General features: G+C 71.5%; 14 protein-coding genes and 1 tRNA gene. 4 read left to right on the top strand and 11 right to left on the bottom strand.

The genetic code is table 11. From position 1 onward, the window contains the following. The 4 genes from ACYQ8L_RS07390 to ACYQ8L_RS07375 all read left to right on the top strand — a co-directional run. Positions 1 to 978, top strand: a 978-nt coding sequence (locus tag ACYQ8L_RS07390) for a bile acid:sodium symporter (RefSeq protein WP_459941144.1), incomplete at its 5' end; no start/stop codon positions are given. A gap of 150 nt (positions 979 to 1,128) precedes the next feature. Further along, a complete protein-coding gene (gene hgcA / locus ACYQ8L_RS07385; RefSeq protein ID WP_459941143.1) occupies positions 1,129 to 2,349 on the top strand; it encodes a mercury methylation corrinoid protein HgcA in 1,221 nt (406 codons plus the stop codon). 131 nt (positions 2,350 to 2,480) lie between these two features. Beyond that, entirely contained in the window at positions 2,481 to 2,774 is a 294-nt protein-coding gene (hgcB, locus tag ACYQ8L_RS07380; RefSeq protein ID WP_459941142.1) for a mercury methylation ferredoxin HgcB, read from the top strand. A gap of 10 nt (positions 2,775 to 2,784) precedes the next feature. Further along, positions 2,785 to 3,087, top strand: a complete 303-nt coding sequence (locus tag ACYQ8L_RS07375) for a J domain-containing protein (protein ID WP_459941141.1) — start codon at positions 2,785 to 2,787, stop codon at positions 3,085 to 3,087. Positions 3,088 to 3,384: 297 nt separating this feature from the next. Here ACYQ8L_RS07375 and ACYQ8L_RS07370 read toward each other — a convergent pair whose 3' ends face one another. The 11 genes from ACYQ8L_RS07370 to ACYQ8L_RS07320 all read right to left on the bottom strand — a co-directional run bounded on the left by ACYQ8L_RS07370 (position 3,385) and on the right by ACYQ8L_RS07320 (position 13,299). Then, the gene (locus ACYQ8L_RS07370; protein ID WP_459941140.1) at positions 3,385 to 4,563 is read right to left on the bottom strand and encodes a pyridoxal-phosphate-dependent aminotransferase family protein; all 1,179 of its coding nucleotides are present in this window, start codon (positions 4,561 to 4,563) and stop codon (positions 3,385 to 3,387) included. Positions 4,564 to 4,689: 126 nt separating this feature from the next. Further along, the gene (locus tag ACYQ8L_RS07365; protein WP_459941139.1) at positions 4,690 to 5,607 is read right to left on the bottom strand and encodes a dihydrodipicolinate synthase family protein; all 918 of its coding nucleotides are present in this window, start codon (positions 5,605 to 5,607) and stop codon (positions 4,690 to 4,692) included. Positions 5,608 to 5,948: 341 nt separating this feature from the next. After that, complete coding sequence (locus ACYQ8L_RS07360; protein ID WP_459941138.1) at positions 5,949 to 6,359, bottom strand: rhodanese-related (seleno)protein; 411 nt, start codon at positions 6,357 to 6,359, stop codon at positions 5,949 to 5,951. Between the two features lie 111 nt (positions 6,360 to 6,470). Beyond that, entirely contained in the window at positions 6,471 to 7,025 is a 555-nt protein-coding gene (locus ACYQ8L_RS07355) for a TlpA family protein disulfide reductase (protein WP_459941137.1), read from the bottom strand. A 189-nt stretch (positions 7,026 to 7,214) separates the two neighbouring features. After that, a tRNA-Gly gene (locus ACYQ8L_RS07350) sits at positions 7,215 to 7,289 on the bottom strand. Then, complete coding sequence (locus ACYQ8L_RS07345) at positions 7,280 to 7,897, bottom strand: lytic transglycosylase domain-containing protein (RefSeq protein ID WP_459941136.1); 618 nt, start codon at positions 7,895 to 7,897, stop codon at positions 7,280 to 7,282. Before ACYQ8L_RS07345 ends, ACYQ8L_RS07350 begins: the two co-directional genes overlap by 10 nt. Further along, the gene (locus ACYQ8L_RS07340) at positions 7,881 to 9,191 is read right to left on the bottom strand and encodes a GGDEF domain-containing response regulator (RefSeq protein WP_459941135.1); all 1,311 of its coding nucleotides are present in this window, start codon (positions 9,189 to 9,191) and stop codon (positions 7,881 to 7,883) included. The genes ACYQ8L_RS07345 and ACYQ8L_RS07340 overlap by 17 nt, the downstream gene beginning before the upstream one ends. Further along, positions 9,188 to 10,657 carry a two-component system sensor histidine kinase NtrB gene (locus ACYQ8L_RS07335; RefSeq protein ID WP_459941134.1) on the bottom strand — a complete coding sequence of 490 codons (1,470 nt, stop codon included), beginning with the start codon at positions 10,655 to 10,657 and terminating at the stop codon, positions 9,188 to 9,190. The genes ACYQ8L_RS07340 and ACYQ8L_RS07335 overlap by 4 nt, the downstream gene beginning before the upstream one ends. A 46-nt stretch (positions 10,658 to 10,703) precedes the next feature. Then, the gene (locus ACYQ8L_RS07330; protein WP_459941133.1) at positions 10,704 to 10,889 is read right to left on the bottom strand and encodes an SEC-C metal-binding domain-containing protein; all 186 of its coding nucleotides are present in this window, start codon (positions 10,887 to 10,889) and stop codon (positions 10,704 to 10,706) included. A 33-nt stretch (positions 10,890 to 10,922) separates the two neighbouring features. Then, positions 10,923 to 11,573, bottom strand: a complete 651-nt coding sequence (locus ACYQ8L_RS07325; protein WP_459941132.1) for an HAD family hydrolase — start codon at positions 11,571 to 11,573, stop codon at positions 10,923 to 10,925. Positions 11,574 to 11,658: 85 nt separating this feature from the next. Beyond that, entirely contained in the window at positions 11,659 to 13,299 is a 1,641-nt protein-coding gene (locus tag ACYQ8L_RS07320; protein ID WP_459941131.1) for an AMP-binding protein, read from the bottom strand. Positions 13,300 to 13,524 lie beyond the last annotated feature (225 nt).

Here is a 13,524-nt window from a genome sequence, read left to right as displayed (position 1 = left end):
CGCGGCAGGGTGAAAGGCTTCCTCTCCCGCCACGGGTTCCTCGCCGGCCTGGCCGCCGTGGCCGCCCTCGTGCTGGCCAACCCCGGCGGGGTTCCGGCCGCGGCCGGCCTCTGGCTCAAGGCCCACCGGACCCCCGACGTCATCATCGCCGTCATCTTTCTCCTCGCCGGCCTTCGGCTCTCGGTGCGCGCCGCCGCGGCCGGGGCGGCCGACGGGCCGGTGGTGGCCCTGGGGCTCGTCTCCGTCTTCGTCCTTTCCCCGGCCGTGGCCGCCGGGTTTTCGCTCTTGCCCCTGGCGCCGGGCCTCCTCGTGGGGCTTGCGCTGGTTGCGGCCATGCCCACCACCCTCACCACGGGCGTGGTCATGACCGCGGCCGCGGGCGGCAACGAGGCCACCGCGCTCGTGATCACCCTGGCCGCCAACGCCCTCGCCGTGGCCGTCGTCCCCGTGCTCCTGCCGGTTCTCGTGGGCACGGCCGGCCGCATCCCGCCCGAACTCTTCCACCGGGGGGAACTGGCCCTTCGCATCGCCGGGCTCGTGCTCGCACCCCTGGCGGCCGGCATGCTCGTACGGGCCCGGTTTCCGGCGGCGTGCGACCGCTCGGCCCCGCTCGCCCGAACGGCGAGCCTCGTGCTCGTGGTGACCATGGTGGGCATCGGCATGGCCGGGTCCCGGGCCGCGCTCCTTCGCCGGCCGGCCGACCTCGCCGTTGCCGCCGCGGTGTCGGCCGCGTACCATGGCGCCGTGCTGGCGCTCCTGTTCGCGGCCGTTCGGGTGTTCCGGATCGGACCCGGCCGGCGGGAGGCCGCGATCTTCCTGGGGGGCCAAAAGACGCTCCCCCTGGCCGTGCTCCTGCAGACCACGCTGTTTCCCGGCGTGGGTGAGGCCCTGGTGGTCTGCGTGGGCCATCACCTGGTACATCTGCTGATGGACGGGTACCTGGTGGGCCGGCTGCGCGCCCGAAACGAAACGGCCTGACGGCGCATCAAAAGCTTCCGTGCGCTCGCTGGGTCGCGCGAAGGCGCGAACGCGGATCGACCACCTTCGGACGCGGATCAGACGGAACGAATGCGAGAAGCCACGGTTCTCCGACCCAACCCCCCCACGACGTCGCCCACCGTTCTCCCCATGGCGGAGGGCGCCTGCTGCCCCACCGGCGACGCGCCCGACCGGGTGACGGCCCAACCCTGCTGCGCGCCGGCACCGTCGGAGCCCGAGCCGCGCAACTGCGGTCCCGACCGTTCGGCCGAGCCCTGCTGCGGCTCGGCGGCCGAGGCGGTGACCGCCCGGTGGCCCGACCGGGAACGACCGGGCTACCGCATCTGGCCCTTCGTGGAGGGCTGGATCGAGACCCCCGCCGGGGAGGTGCCCCGGGTGTCCACCCGGCTCGCCCCGGCCGACGTGCTCGGCCGCTGGGCCATGCGGTGGGGCATCGGCCGCGACCGCTACCGGGTCGCCCCGGGGCTCTACGCCGTGGGCCACCCCGACGAAAACGCCCCGGTACTGGTCACGGCCAACTACAAGATGACCTTCGACCTCCTGCGCCGGGACCTCGCCGGGGTGGACGCCTGGATCCTGGTGCTCGAGACCCACGGCATCAACGTGTGGTGCGCCGCCGGCAAGGGCACCTTCGGCACCGACGAACTGGTGAACCGGCTTCGGGCCGCCGGGGTGGAGCGGGTGGTGCGCCACCGCACCCTGGTGGTGCCCCAGCTCGGGGCCACCGGGGTCTCGGCCCCCGAGGTCCGGCGCCGCACGGGGTTCCGGGTGGTGTACGGGCCCGTGCGAAGCCGCGACCTCAAGGCGTTCCTCGCGGCCGGCCTGAAGGCCACGGCCGGCATGCGCCGGGTCACCTTCACCCTGGGGGAGCGGCTCGTCCTGACCCCGGTGGAACTGCGGGTGATCCTGCTTCGCCCGAGCCTCGCCCTGGCCGCGGCGCTCCTCGTGCTGGGGGGCATCGGCCCCGGGGGCTACTCCCCTGCGGCCGCCCTCCACCGGGGCGGGGCCGCGGTGCTCTCGCTCCTGGCCGGGGTCGTGGCCGGCGCCGTGGCCGCCCCCGTGCTCCTGCCCTGGCTCCCGGGCCGGATGTTCTCGGTGAAGGGGCTGTGGACCGGGCTGGCCGCCGCGCTCCTCCTGGTCTTGCGGTTCGCCGGGGCGCTCTCGGGCTGGGACGCGCTCGCCCTCCTTCTCGCCGTGCCGGCGGTGTCGAGCACCTGTGCCATGAACTTCACGGGCTCGACCCCGTTCACCTCCCCCTCGGGGGTCGAAAAGGAGATGCGCCGGTCCCTCCCGTGGCAGATCGGCGCCGGCGCGCTCGCCCTCCTGGCCTGGCTCGCGGGGGCGTGGTAGGGGAAAGGGAGGGGGATAGGGAATCGGGAATGGTTGTCGCCGGGTCGGGCTTCCCGGTTCCCCGTCTGGCGGCGTGCCGACGGAAGACCGACGACCGGTGACCGAAGACCGACCTTCGGGAAGGACCCTCGATGGACGCGTTTCGCTATCTGGAAGGGGTGGCGAGCCTGGAACTCACGCCGGAGCGGTGCGTGGGATGCGGGCTCTGCGAGACCGTGTGCCCCCACGGGGTGCTCGCGGTGGTGGAGGGCCGCGCCCGCATCGTGGACCGGGACGGCTGCATGGAGTGCGGGGCCTGCGCCCGGAACTGCCCCACCCAGGCCCTCTCGGTGAGCGCCGGGGTGGGCTGCGCCGCCGCCATCATCAAGGGCTGGATCACGGGCGGCCCCCCCACCTGCGGCTGCGACGACGCCGGGTGCTGCTGAGGCGCGGGCCGTGCCGGGCGACCCCTTCCTCGGCCCCTACGCCGACATCCGGGCGCTTCGCGCCGCGGCCCGGAAGATCCTGGGGGTGGGGCCCGAGGCGGGGCTTCCGGAGATCCGGGCCGCGTTTCGCCGCCTCTCGCGGCGGCACCACCCCGACCTGGGAGGCGACCCGGCCCGGTTCACCCGCATCGTAAACGCCTACCTCGTACTCACCCGCCCCGACCCCCGGGGGTTCCCCCTGGGCGACGCGCCGGGCGAACCCGAGTCCCACGTCGCCTACTTCGAGCGCTGGAAGCGCCGGTTTTTCGAGTGATACCAAGTTACGTTCAAAGCTACCGTTTCCTGATTCGGCCCGGCAAGGGGCCCGGTGGAGCGCCGGGCGAGGCTCCTACAGTCGCTGCATCCGGCACTCAGCCGATGTCTCCCTCGCCAAGAACCTACCAATGGCTAGCCAACGTCCGCGTTCTCGCCGTTCATGGAGCCGCCGGGCTGAGTGCCGGATGCAGCGTAAGCCGGATGCCGCACTCACGCACGGCCGGAACCGGGCCCCTTGCCGGGCTCCGGGCTGGGTGTCTGTTCGAACGCAACTTGGTATGAGGGGGGGGGCTCCCTACCCCGCCCCGTACACCCCCAGGGCCGCGGCCACGGCCTCGCCCTTCGGGATCGAGGCCCCCAGCTCGGCGAGCACCGCCTCCAGGGCCCCGAGGCAGGTGAGCACGTTCTGGCGCTTGGCCGCGTAGCCCATGAGCCCGATCCGCCACACCCGGCCCGCAAACGCCCCCAGACCCGCCCCGATCTCCAGGCTGTAGTCCTCCAGGAGCCGCCGGCGCACCGCGGCCTCGTCCACCCCCTCGGGGGCGTACACCGCGTTGAGCTGGGGCAGGCGGTGGGGCTCCTCCACCACGAACGAAAGCCCCATGGACTCCAGCCCCGCCCTGAGGGCCCGGTGGTGGAGCCGGTGGCGCGCCCAGGCGCTCTCGATCCCCTCCTCCTTGAGGAGCACCAACGCCTCGTGCAGGGCGTAGAGGGCGTTCACCGGCGCGGTGTGGTGGTAGGTGCGCTTCCCGTCGCCCCCCCAGTATCCGAGCACCAGGGTCAGATCCAGGAACCAGCTCTGCACCGGGGTCTTGCGCCCCCGCACCTTGGCCAGGGCCCGCTCCCCGAAGGTCACCGGCGAAAGCCCCGGCACGCACGACAGGCACTTCTGGCTCCCGCTGTACACGGCGTCGAGGCCCCAGGCGTCCACCTGGACCGGGATCCCCCCCAGCGAGGTCACGGTGTCCACGATGGTGAGGCAGCCGTGCTCCCGGGCGATCCGGGCCAGGGCCTCGGCGTCCGAGGCCGCGCCCGTCGAGGTCTCGGCGTGGACGAACGCCACGATCTTGGCCTCGGGGTGCTCCCGCAGGGCGGCCTCCACCTTGGCCGGGTCCACCGGCCGGCCCCACTCGTCGTCCACCACCACGGCCGTGCCGCCGCACCGCTCCACGTTCTGGCGCATGCGCTCGCCGAACACGCCGTTGCGGCACACCACGACCGTGTCGCCCGGCTCCACCAGGTTCACGAAGCACGCCTCCATGCCGGCCGAACCCGGCCCCGACACGGCGAAGGTCACCTCGTTTCGGGTCTGGAAGGCGTAGCGCAGGAGGTCCTTGAGCTCCTCCATCATGTGGACGAAGGTCGGGTCCAGGTGCCCCACCGTGGGGCGCGAAAGGGCCTGGAGCACCCGGGGATGGATGTCGGACGGACCGGGGCCCATCAGGATCCGCTGGGGGGGATGGAACGAGGTCATTCGGTCACTCCTCCTTCATAGGGTCCATTGGGTCGGCGGCGTTCGGCCGGGCGGCTCGGCGGCCGAAAGCCGCGCGCGTTCTCGTCGCCGGCGTTTCCGGCCGGGCGCGGACGCGCCGCGCCGTCGTCACGCCCCGTCCGATGGACCGCCCTGGTCGCCGGTGCACGCCAGCACCGCCTCGAGCTCCCGGGCGATCTCGTGGGCCGCATCCACCGTGGGCATGGTGAGCGGGGGCCGCACCCCCCCGCCCTTGTACCCGCGCATCGAACAGGCGAGCTTGAGCCCGCCGATCCCGTGGGCCACGGTCACCAGCCGGGCGAGCCGCTGGAGGCGGCGCTGGAGGTCCAGGGCCCGGGCGTGGTCGCCGGCGCGAAACGCCTCGTACAGGGCCACGCACGCCTCGGGGGCGCAGTTGGCCACGGCCAGGATCGCCCCGGCCGCGCCCACGCAGAGCGCCGGGTAGGTCACCCCGGCGTTCCCCACGAACACGGCGAACCCCTCGGGCACGAGCCCGCAGATCTCGGTAAACGGCCCGATGTTCCCCGAACTGTCCTTCATGCCCACGATGTTCGGGTGTTCGGCCAGCCGGGCCACCGTGCCGGGCTCCAGGGCCACCCCGGTGAACTGGGGCACGCTGTAAAGAAGGACCGGGATCGGTGACTCATCGGCCACCCGGCGGAAATGGGCCTCCAGGCGCTCCTGGGTCATCTGGCCCTTGAAGTAGTGGGGCGTGACGACCAGGGCGCAGTCGGCCCCGAGCTCCGCGGCCCGGCGCGTGGCCCGCACGGTGTCCCGGGTGGACTCCCGGCCCGTGCCGGCCATGAAGATCCGGTCGGACGGGATCGCCTCCCTCGCGGCCGCGAGCACCGCGTCGCGCTCCGGCTCGTCCAGGTACACGCTCTCGCCGTTGGAGCCGAGCACCAGGTAGCCCGCAAGCCCCGTCTCGTTCCACCGGGCCAGGTTCGCCCGGAACGCCTCCAGGTCCACCTCGTCGCCGCGAAACGGCGTGATCACCGGCGGCAGGATGCCTTCCAGCTTTCTCACGTGGGTCCTCCCGTTCCCTTCGGTGGGCAGTCTTCGGTCGTCCCCCAACCTCGAAAGCGCCGAAGTATGACACACTCGCCTCAGCGCGCAACCCCCCCGGGCTTCCCCCGCCGCCGGAGCCGGGAGGTCGAGAATCGGGTGTTGGGTGGGGAGGTGGGCTGACCAGGCGTGGCGAAACGTCGTAAAGACTCGCCAATCGAAAAGCGTAACAGACGTTGGGACGCGCGGACGCTCCACCCAGCAGGTCGGGCGAGCCGAACTTGCGGCGTTCGTTCCGGAGCCGACGCCCTGGGCCCGGGAAATCGCCGCCGGGCCCTGGCGTTCCCCGGCCGGGGCGTCCCTTACTTCTTGTCCATCGGGTACCCGGCCCGGCGCCAGGCGTGCCAGCCGCCCTTCAGGGCGTACACCTTCTCGTAGCCGAGGTCCATCAACTGTCGCGCCACCCGGGCGCTTGTGGCCTCGTTGGGTCAGGCGCAGTAGACGACGATCGTCGCCCCCTTGGGGTACTTCCCGGCCCAGGCGGCCACGTTCCGCGGGTCCTCCCGCACGGCCTTGGCGATCTTGCCCTGGCTCGCGCCCCAGTCCCCCTCGAGCCGGGTGTCGATGATGACGAGATCCCGGCTCCCCAAGCGGCCCTTGAGTTCCTCGGGCTCCATGCGGGGCACCGGCCCGGCGCCCAAGGCGGGCCCCAACCCGAGGCCCAACAGCACGGCGATAGTCAACGCGACACAAACGATCCTTGGTCGGGGCATGGGGTCTCCTTTCGGTTCGTTGCCGAAAATCAGTGCCGGCCGAGCTTACCCCCGAATCCGCCGGCGTCAATCCGGCCGGATCGCCCCCCGGTGTCCCGCCCTGGGCCCCCCTTACAGGCAATCGCCCCTTCCCGGGCAGTCCGGATCGAGCCCCAGGGCGCGGGCCACGGCCGCCCAGAACTCCTCGCGGCCCATGTCCGAGTAGCCCCCGAGGGCGTGGGAGACGACGCCATTCGCGTCCAGGAGCACCAGCGAGGGCACCACCGTCACCCCGAACCGGTCGTAGAGATCGAGATTCCAGTCCACCGCGGCCGGCACCCGGACGTCGTGCTCCGCCATGTACCTCGCCAGGGCGTTGACCTCGTCCTTCCCCCAGGTCTCGTGGTCCACGTTCACGGCCAACGCGCCAAGGCCCCTGTCTCCCCACCGCCCATACCAATCGCCGAGGTCGGCCAGCACCCTGGCGCTGCGGGGACTCCACGAGGCCCAGAACGCGATCACGGTGGCCTTCGCCCCCGCCACCTCCTCCAGGCCAAACTCCCGCCGGTCGAGGGTCTCGAACCGGAGGCCCTCCACCGCCTGCCCGAGCTCCAGCCGCCGGAACGCCCACGCGGGCGCCGCCAACATCCCCAACACCACCAACCCGGCCACCGTGCGTTTCAGCATGTTTCACCTCCTTGCGAAAGTTTGCAAAGAGTACCGAATTGCCGATTCCGGTGCCAGGGAAAACGAGACCGGAAAGATACCCTGTGCGGGGCAACATCCGGCGCGGCCGGAACGGGATCGGGAAGGGGGGGCGCCCGCGCCCAACGCAAAAAGGGCCAGACCCCAAGGCCTGGCCCTTTGCCTGTTCGCTGGAGCGGGAAACGGGATTCGAACCCGCGACTTCGACCTTGGCAAGGTCGCACTCTACCACTGAGTTATTCCCGCCCTCCGTTAGGCTGCGTAGTATCCACATCCGGCCCGGCCGAGTCAACCCCTTTGGCCGCCCGGTAGAGGGCGAGCACCCGGTCCACGAACCGGCGGGTTTCCGGGTACGGGGGCACCCCGCCGTAGCGGTCGACGGCCCCGGGCCCCGCGTTGTAGGCGGCGAGCGCGAGATCGAGCCGTCCCCCGTAGCGCTCCACCAGGCGCGCCAGGTAGGCGGTGCCCCCCTGGACGTTGTCGCGGGGGTGGTAGGGGTCGAGCACCCCGAGCTCCCGTGCCGTGTCCGGCATGAGCTGCATGAGGCCGATGGCCCCCTTGGGGGAGACCGCCCGGGGGTTCTCCCCCGACTCCACCTGGATCACGGCCCGCACCAGGAGCGGGTCGAGCCCGTACCGGGGCGCCGTGCGACGGACCGCCTCCCGCCACGGGACCCGGGGAGGGTCGGTGCGGATCACCACCTGGCAGCCGGGCTCAGTGGGGGCGTCGGTGAAGAAGGGGGCACCCCCATCGACCGGGGCCCGGTACACGTCGGCCCGGGCGCCCGTCGCGAGCGCGAGGGCAACCGCGAGGCAGGCCGCCCAGAACCGCCGATCCTCAACCGCCTTTCCCATCGGCCCGCTGGTCCTTGACCCAGACGCTTCCGGCCTTGGACTTGGCGTAGCGCTTGAGCTGGGCCGCCACGTCCGCCACCTCACCCACGTGGGAGAAGTGCCGGACATCGGTGGACACCACGGCCACCGACACGCTCATGAGGGGGAGCCGGGTCACCCGGCCGCGGCGGTCCTTGGTTTCGATGTAGCCCCTCTGCCGGTCTTCGGGGTCGTAGTAAAGGGGGATCACCCGGTCGAACCGCTCGACGATCCGCTGGGCGATGGCGTCGGCCGACGCCGGGGTGGTGACCACGACGAAATCGTCGCCGCCCACGTGGCCCACGAAGTCGTTGGGTCCACCCAGGTCGCGCACGGCCTCGAGCAGGATGTCGGCGATCTGCCGGATCACCCCGTCGCCCCGGGCGAACCCGTAGCGGTCGTTGAAGGCCTTGAAGTGGTCGGCGTCGGCGTAGAGGACCGCGAGCGGTTCCCCCCGGCCGATCCGCTCCCCGATCACCTGCTCGATCGTGACGCTCCCGGGAAGCCCGGTGGTGCTCGAGGCGCTCAGGCCCGCCTGCGTGCGTCGCAGCAGCCGGTCCACCCGGGCCGCGAGTTCGGGGATGCTAAACGGCTTCGTGACGTAGTCGTCGGCCCCGAGTTTGAGGGCCCGGACCTTGTCGGTGTCCTCGGTGCGCGCCGAGAACACGATGATCGGGATGAGGGCCGTGCGGGGGTCGGCCTTCAGGGCCTCGATCACCTGGAACCCGTCCATGTCGGGCATGTTGATGTCGAGGAGAACGAGGTCGGGATGAAACCGCTCCACCTTCTCCACGGCCTCGCGGCCGTCAAAGGCCACCAGCGGGATCATGCCGAGGCTCGTGACCACGTGGGACCCCAGGAGCACCACGCTCTGGTCGTCGTCCACCACAAGAACCCGCGGGATCGTCTGGGGGCCGGCGCGGCCCTGGCTCCGGGCCTGCTCGGCCGCCGCGATCACTGCGTCCGGGTCGGGGGGCGCGGGAACCGGGATCCATCCGGGCGTGGGAGCCTCGGCCTCGTCGGGCATCACCGCGATCACCGGGCACTCCCCGCACACGTAGTGGTGCGAGACGAACTGGGCCGCGAGGTCCCGGACCTCCGCCGGAAAATCCCACCACAAGACCACCGCGCCGGGTCGTTCTTTGAGGAGGCTCGCCGTGAAGCCATCGAGTCCCTCGTGGACCTCGGCCTCCCGGCCCTTGGCCCGGAGACCCTGGGCCAGGGCCTTGGCCTCGCCCGACGGCCCGAGGATCACGAACCGGCCCGGGGCGGTCACCGGGGCTCCCCTCGCGGGATCCGCCGCCGGTCGATCGGCAGGGCCACGGTGCACACGGTGCCCCGGCCCGGCTGGCTCTCGAACTCGATCGTGCCCCCGTGCTCCTCCACGATGAGGTGGGCCCGGGCGAGCCCCAGCCCCGTGCCCGAGGTCTTGGAGGTGAAAAACGGGTCGAAGATCTCCTCCAGGTCCTCCGGGTCGATGCCGACCCCGGTGTCCCGGATCCGCACCTGCACCCAGTTCTCCACCGGACGGAAGTCCACGAAGAGGTCGCCGCCGGCGGGCATGGCCTCCACCGCGTTCTCCAAGAGCCCCCCGAAGAGATCGGTCAGGAGCTCCGCGTCGCCGTACACGGCCGGCAGGTCCTCCGGCGCCTCGAACCGGACCCGCACCCCCTGGGCCTCGGCCCTCCCGGCCAGGCGGCCCAGACACTCCTCCAGGATCTCGCCAAGGCGCACCGGCGCAAACCGCGGCGTTCGCTCCCGGCTGAACGCCACGTAGTCCTCGATGTCCTGGACCATGCGCTCCAGGCGTTCCACCTCGCTCACGATCACGTCGAGGTATTTGCCCTCGGGCCGGCCGTCGAGCCGGCGCCGGAGTTTCCGGGCGAATCCCCCGATCGTGATGAGCGGGTTTCGGACCTCGTGGGCCACCCCGTCGACCACCCGGCCCAGGCTCGCGAGCTTCTTCGACTCGAGGTAGCGCTTTTCGAGGGCCTTCTGGTGGGTGAGGTCCCGAAGGGCCAGGATCAGGTGGCCCGGCTCGGGCCGCTCCACCGCGGAGACAGCCGCCGGGAACCGGCCGGTGGGCCCCTCGAGGAATACCTCCCCTTCGTACCCCCCCGGGGAGGCCGCCTCCTCCCGCACCCGGTCCATCCACCGGCACCGGAGCTCGGGGCAGACGAACCCCTCGGCAGGGGCGCCCACCAGGTCCTCGACCCGCCGGGCCAGGAGCCGCCCGGCCGCCCGGTTGGCCGCCACCACCCGGTTCTGGGGATCGACGTGGAGGAGCGCCGTGGGGGCGTCGAAGAACACCCGCGCCAGCACGTGGGCCTCCACCTGGGGCGGAAGAGGCGCCTCGGAGTGGATGTAGGCCTGGAGTTCGGCCCGGGTGAGGTGGATCTGGAGGGACTTCAGGAGGATGTCTTCGCGAAACGGCTTCGTGATGTAGTCGTTGGCCCCGAGCCGCAGGGCCTTCATGGCCGTGCGCTCCGAGCCGTGGCCGGTGAGCACCACCACCACGGTTTCGGGGTGGATCCGCTTGATCTGGCGAAGGACGTCGAGGCCGTGGAGCCGCGGAAGGTTCAGGTCGAGGACGACGGCGTCGGGCAGGGTGTCGGTGAACCGTTTGAGCCCTTCGAGCCCGTCGGTGGCCAGGGAGCACTCGTACCCGTGGGCGGTCAACCGCTCCACCACGAGCCGGCCGAGGAACTCGCTGTCCTCCACCACGAGCACGCGCTTGGACACGGAAGCGGCGTGGGCCGGGGAACCGGCGCCCCCCGGCCCTGGCGCGCTAGAAGTCGTCGGTGTGGCAGCACTTGAACTTGGGTTTGCCCGATCCGCACTCACAGGGTGCCCCGTGGCATTTGCTGAAGGCCTTCTTGGATCCGCAGGGACAAAGCTCAACATCCTCTTCGGCCACTTGGCACCCGCGCTTGAGCACGTTGTCGGAGGTGTGGAACAGGTCTTTCTGGCTCATCGCTGCCTCCTTCTGGGAAACACGGGGATGGGATCACCGCCCCGACAGGGTAGCAACGTTTTTCCCGTTGGCAAGGAAGGCGGGCACCTCGGACGGGGCTTGCACCGAAGGGGGCACCGGGGTGCGAAACCCCAGGAACCGCACCCCGGCCGCCGCGGCCGCGGCCCGATCGAGCTCGGAGTCGCCCACGTACACGGCCCGTTCGGCCGGGCAGCCGAGGTCTTCGAGGCACCGGAGGAGGAGGTCCGGGTGGGGCTTGGGCCGGGCCACGTCGCGCACGGTGACCACGTGGTCCACGAGATCCAGAAGCCCCACGGCCTCGAGCACCTTGTGGGCGCTCCGGCCCCGGTTCGTGGCCACGGCCGCCCGCCGGAACCCCTTGCGGGCCGCGAGAACCTCGTGCCAGCCCGGCTCCGGCTCCAGGAGCGGCAGGAACCGGAGGTAGTCCACCCGGTCGGCGAAGGCCCTGGCCTCGTCCCGGAGCTCGGGCGGGAAAAAGGTCTCGATGACCTGGGGGGTGGAGAGCGTGTGCAGCCGCGCCAGGGCCGGCCGGTCCGCCTCGGCGACCTCGGGCAGCCCGAACGCCCGGAACAGGTGATTGTAATAGGCGAGGTTCGCCCGCTCGGAGCGGATCAGGACCCCGTCGCAGTCGAGAATCAGGAGGTCGGTGTGCGGGTCGGGCATGGGCGTCCACGGGTCGGGGGACAACGGAAACTGCCGGTCCGAGCATACCGGCTGGCCTTCCGCCGGCGCAATGCACCCCCGGGCGTCAGGCCGTCTCGACCCGGGCCGCCTCCTCGAGCCCGTAGCGTGCGATGGCCATCTCCCGCAACACGTACTTTTTCACCTTGCCCGAGGCCGTCAGCGGCATCTCGGGCACGAACATCACGTACCGGGGAATCTTGTGCCGGGCGATCCGGCCCCGGCAGAACTCGCGAACCTCGTCCTCGGTGAGGTCCCACCCGGGTTTCGGCACCACGGCCGCCAACACCTGCTCGCCGTAACGCTCGTCGGGCACCCCCACCACCTCCACCTGGAGGATGCCGGGGTGGGTGTAGAGGAACTCCTCGATCTCCCGGGGGTAGATGTTCTCGCCGCCCCGGATGATCATGTTCTTGAGCCGGCCCGTGATCCGGCAGTAGCCCTCCTCGTCCATGACGGCGAGATCCCCGGTGTGGAGCCAGCCCTCCGGATCCACGGCCTGGGCCGTGGCCTCGGGCATCTTGTAGTACCCGATCATGGTGTTGTAGCCCCGGGAGCAAAGCTCGCCCTGGGTTCCGGGGGGAACCTCCCGTCCCGTCTCGGGGTCCACGATCTTCACCTCGACCCCCGGCAGGGCCCGGCCCACGCTCGCCACCCGGCGCTCCACCGGGTCGTGGCGCCGGGTCATGGTGATCCCCGGGCTCGCCTCGGTCTGGCCGTAGGTGATGCACACCTCGGACATGTGGAGATCGCGGCGCACCCGCTTCATGAGCTCCACCGGGCACGGGGCCCCGGCCATGACGCCCGTGCGCAGGCTCGAGACGTCGTACCTCCCGAACTCCGGGTGGTTGAGCACCGCGAGGAACATGGTGGGAACGCCGTGGAGCGCCGTGCAGCGCTCCCGATGGACCGCCTCGAGCACCCCCTTGGGGTCGAAGGCCTCCAGGATCACCATGGCCGCCCCGTAGCAGGCGCAAAGCAGGGTGCTCATCACGCACCCGAAGCAGTGGAAGAGCGGCACCGGGATGCAGAGCCGGTCGGCCGGGCCGAACCCCAGGATCTTGCCCTGGGCCAGGGCGTTGTTGACGATGCCCCGGTGGGACAGGAGAACCCCCTTGGGGAACCCGGTGGTGCCGCTCGTGTACTGCATGTTGATCGGCTCGTCCGGCCGGAGTTCGGCCTCCCGGGCCGCCAGGGCCTCGGGGGGCACCCCGTCGGCCAGGGCCTCCACCTCGCCCAACCCCGTGAACCCCTCCGGCGTGTTCGGCCCGATGTGCACCACCCGGCGGAGCCGGGAGAGGTCGGCTCCCGGTTCCTTGCCGGCCAGGAGGTCGCGCATCACGGCCACGTAGTCCACGTCGCGGAACCCGTCGGTCAAAAACACGGTGGTGGCGTCGGACTGCCCGAGCACGTAGCCCACCTCGTGGCGCTGGTAGTTCGTGTTCACGGTGACCAGGACGGCCCCCACCTTGGCCGTGGCGAACTGCAGGAGCACCCATTCGGGCACGTTCGTGGCCCACACGGCCACGTGCTCGCCCTTCGCCACGCCGAGCGCCAGGAGGCCCCGGGCCAACCGGTCCACCCGGTCGCGCAGCTCCCGGTAGCTCCACCGGAGCCCCCGGTCGGGGTACACGACGGCGTCGGCCTCGGGAAGGGCGGCGGCCGCCCGGTTCAGCACCTCCCCCACGGTCCACGACACGATCTCCACGGCTCCAACCTCCTTCGGCGCGCTCGGGTTACCGGAACCGGCGGGCGCGGGAACGTACACATATGGTGAACCTGAGGCAAGCCCCGCCCCCGGGACGGCCTGTTTTTTTGGTCAGACCAAAGCGGAACACCCTCCCCGTGGGGAAGGTTTACCTAGACAAAAACAGGGCCACCACCCCCCGTCGCACTTTTTTGACTTTGCATGTCAATTTCCCCTTGACCCCGA

It is taken from the genome of Deferrisoma palaeochoriense, assembly GCF_054656955.1.
The sequence above is the reverse complement of the archived record's forward strand: the minus strand, read 5'-3'. Positions and strand labels throughout refer to the sequence as shown.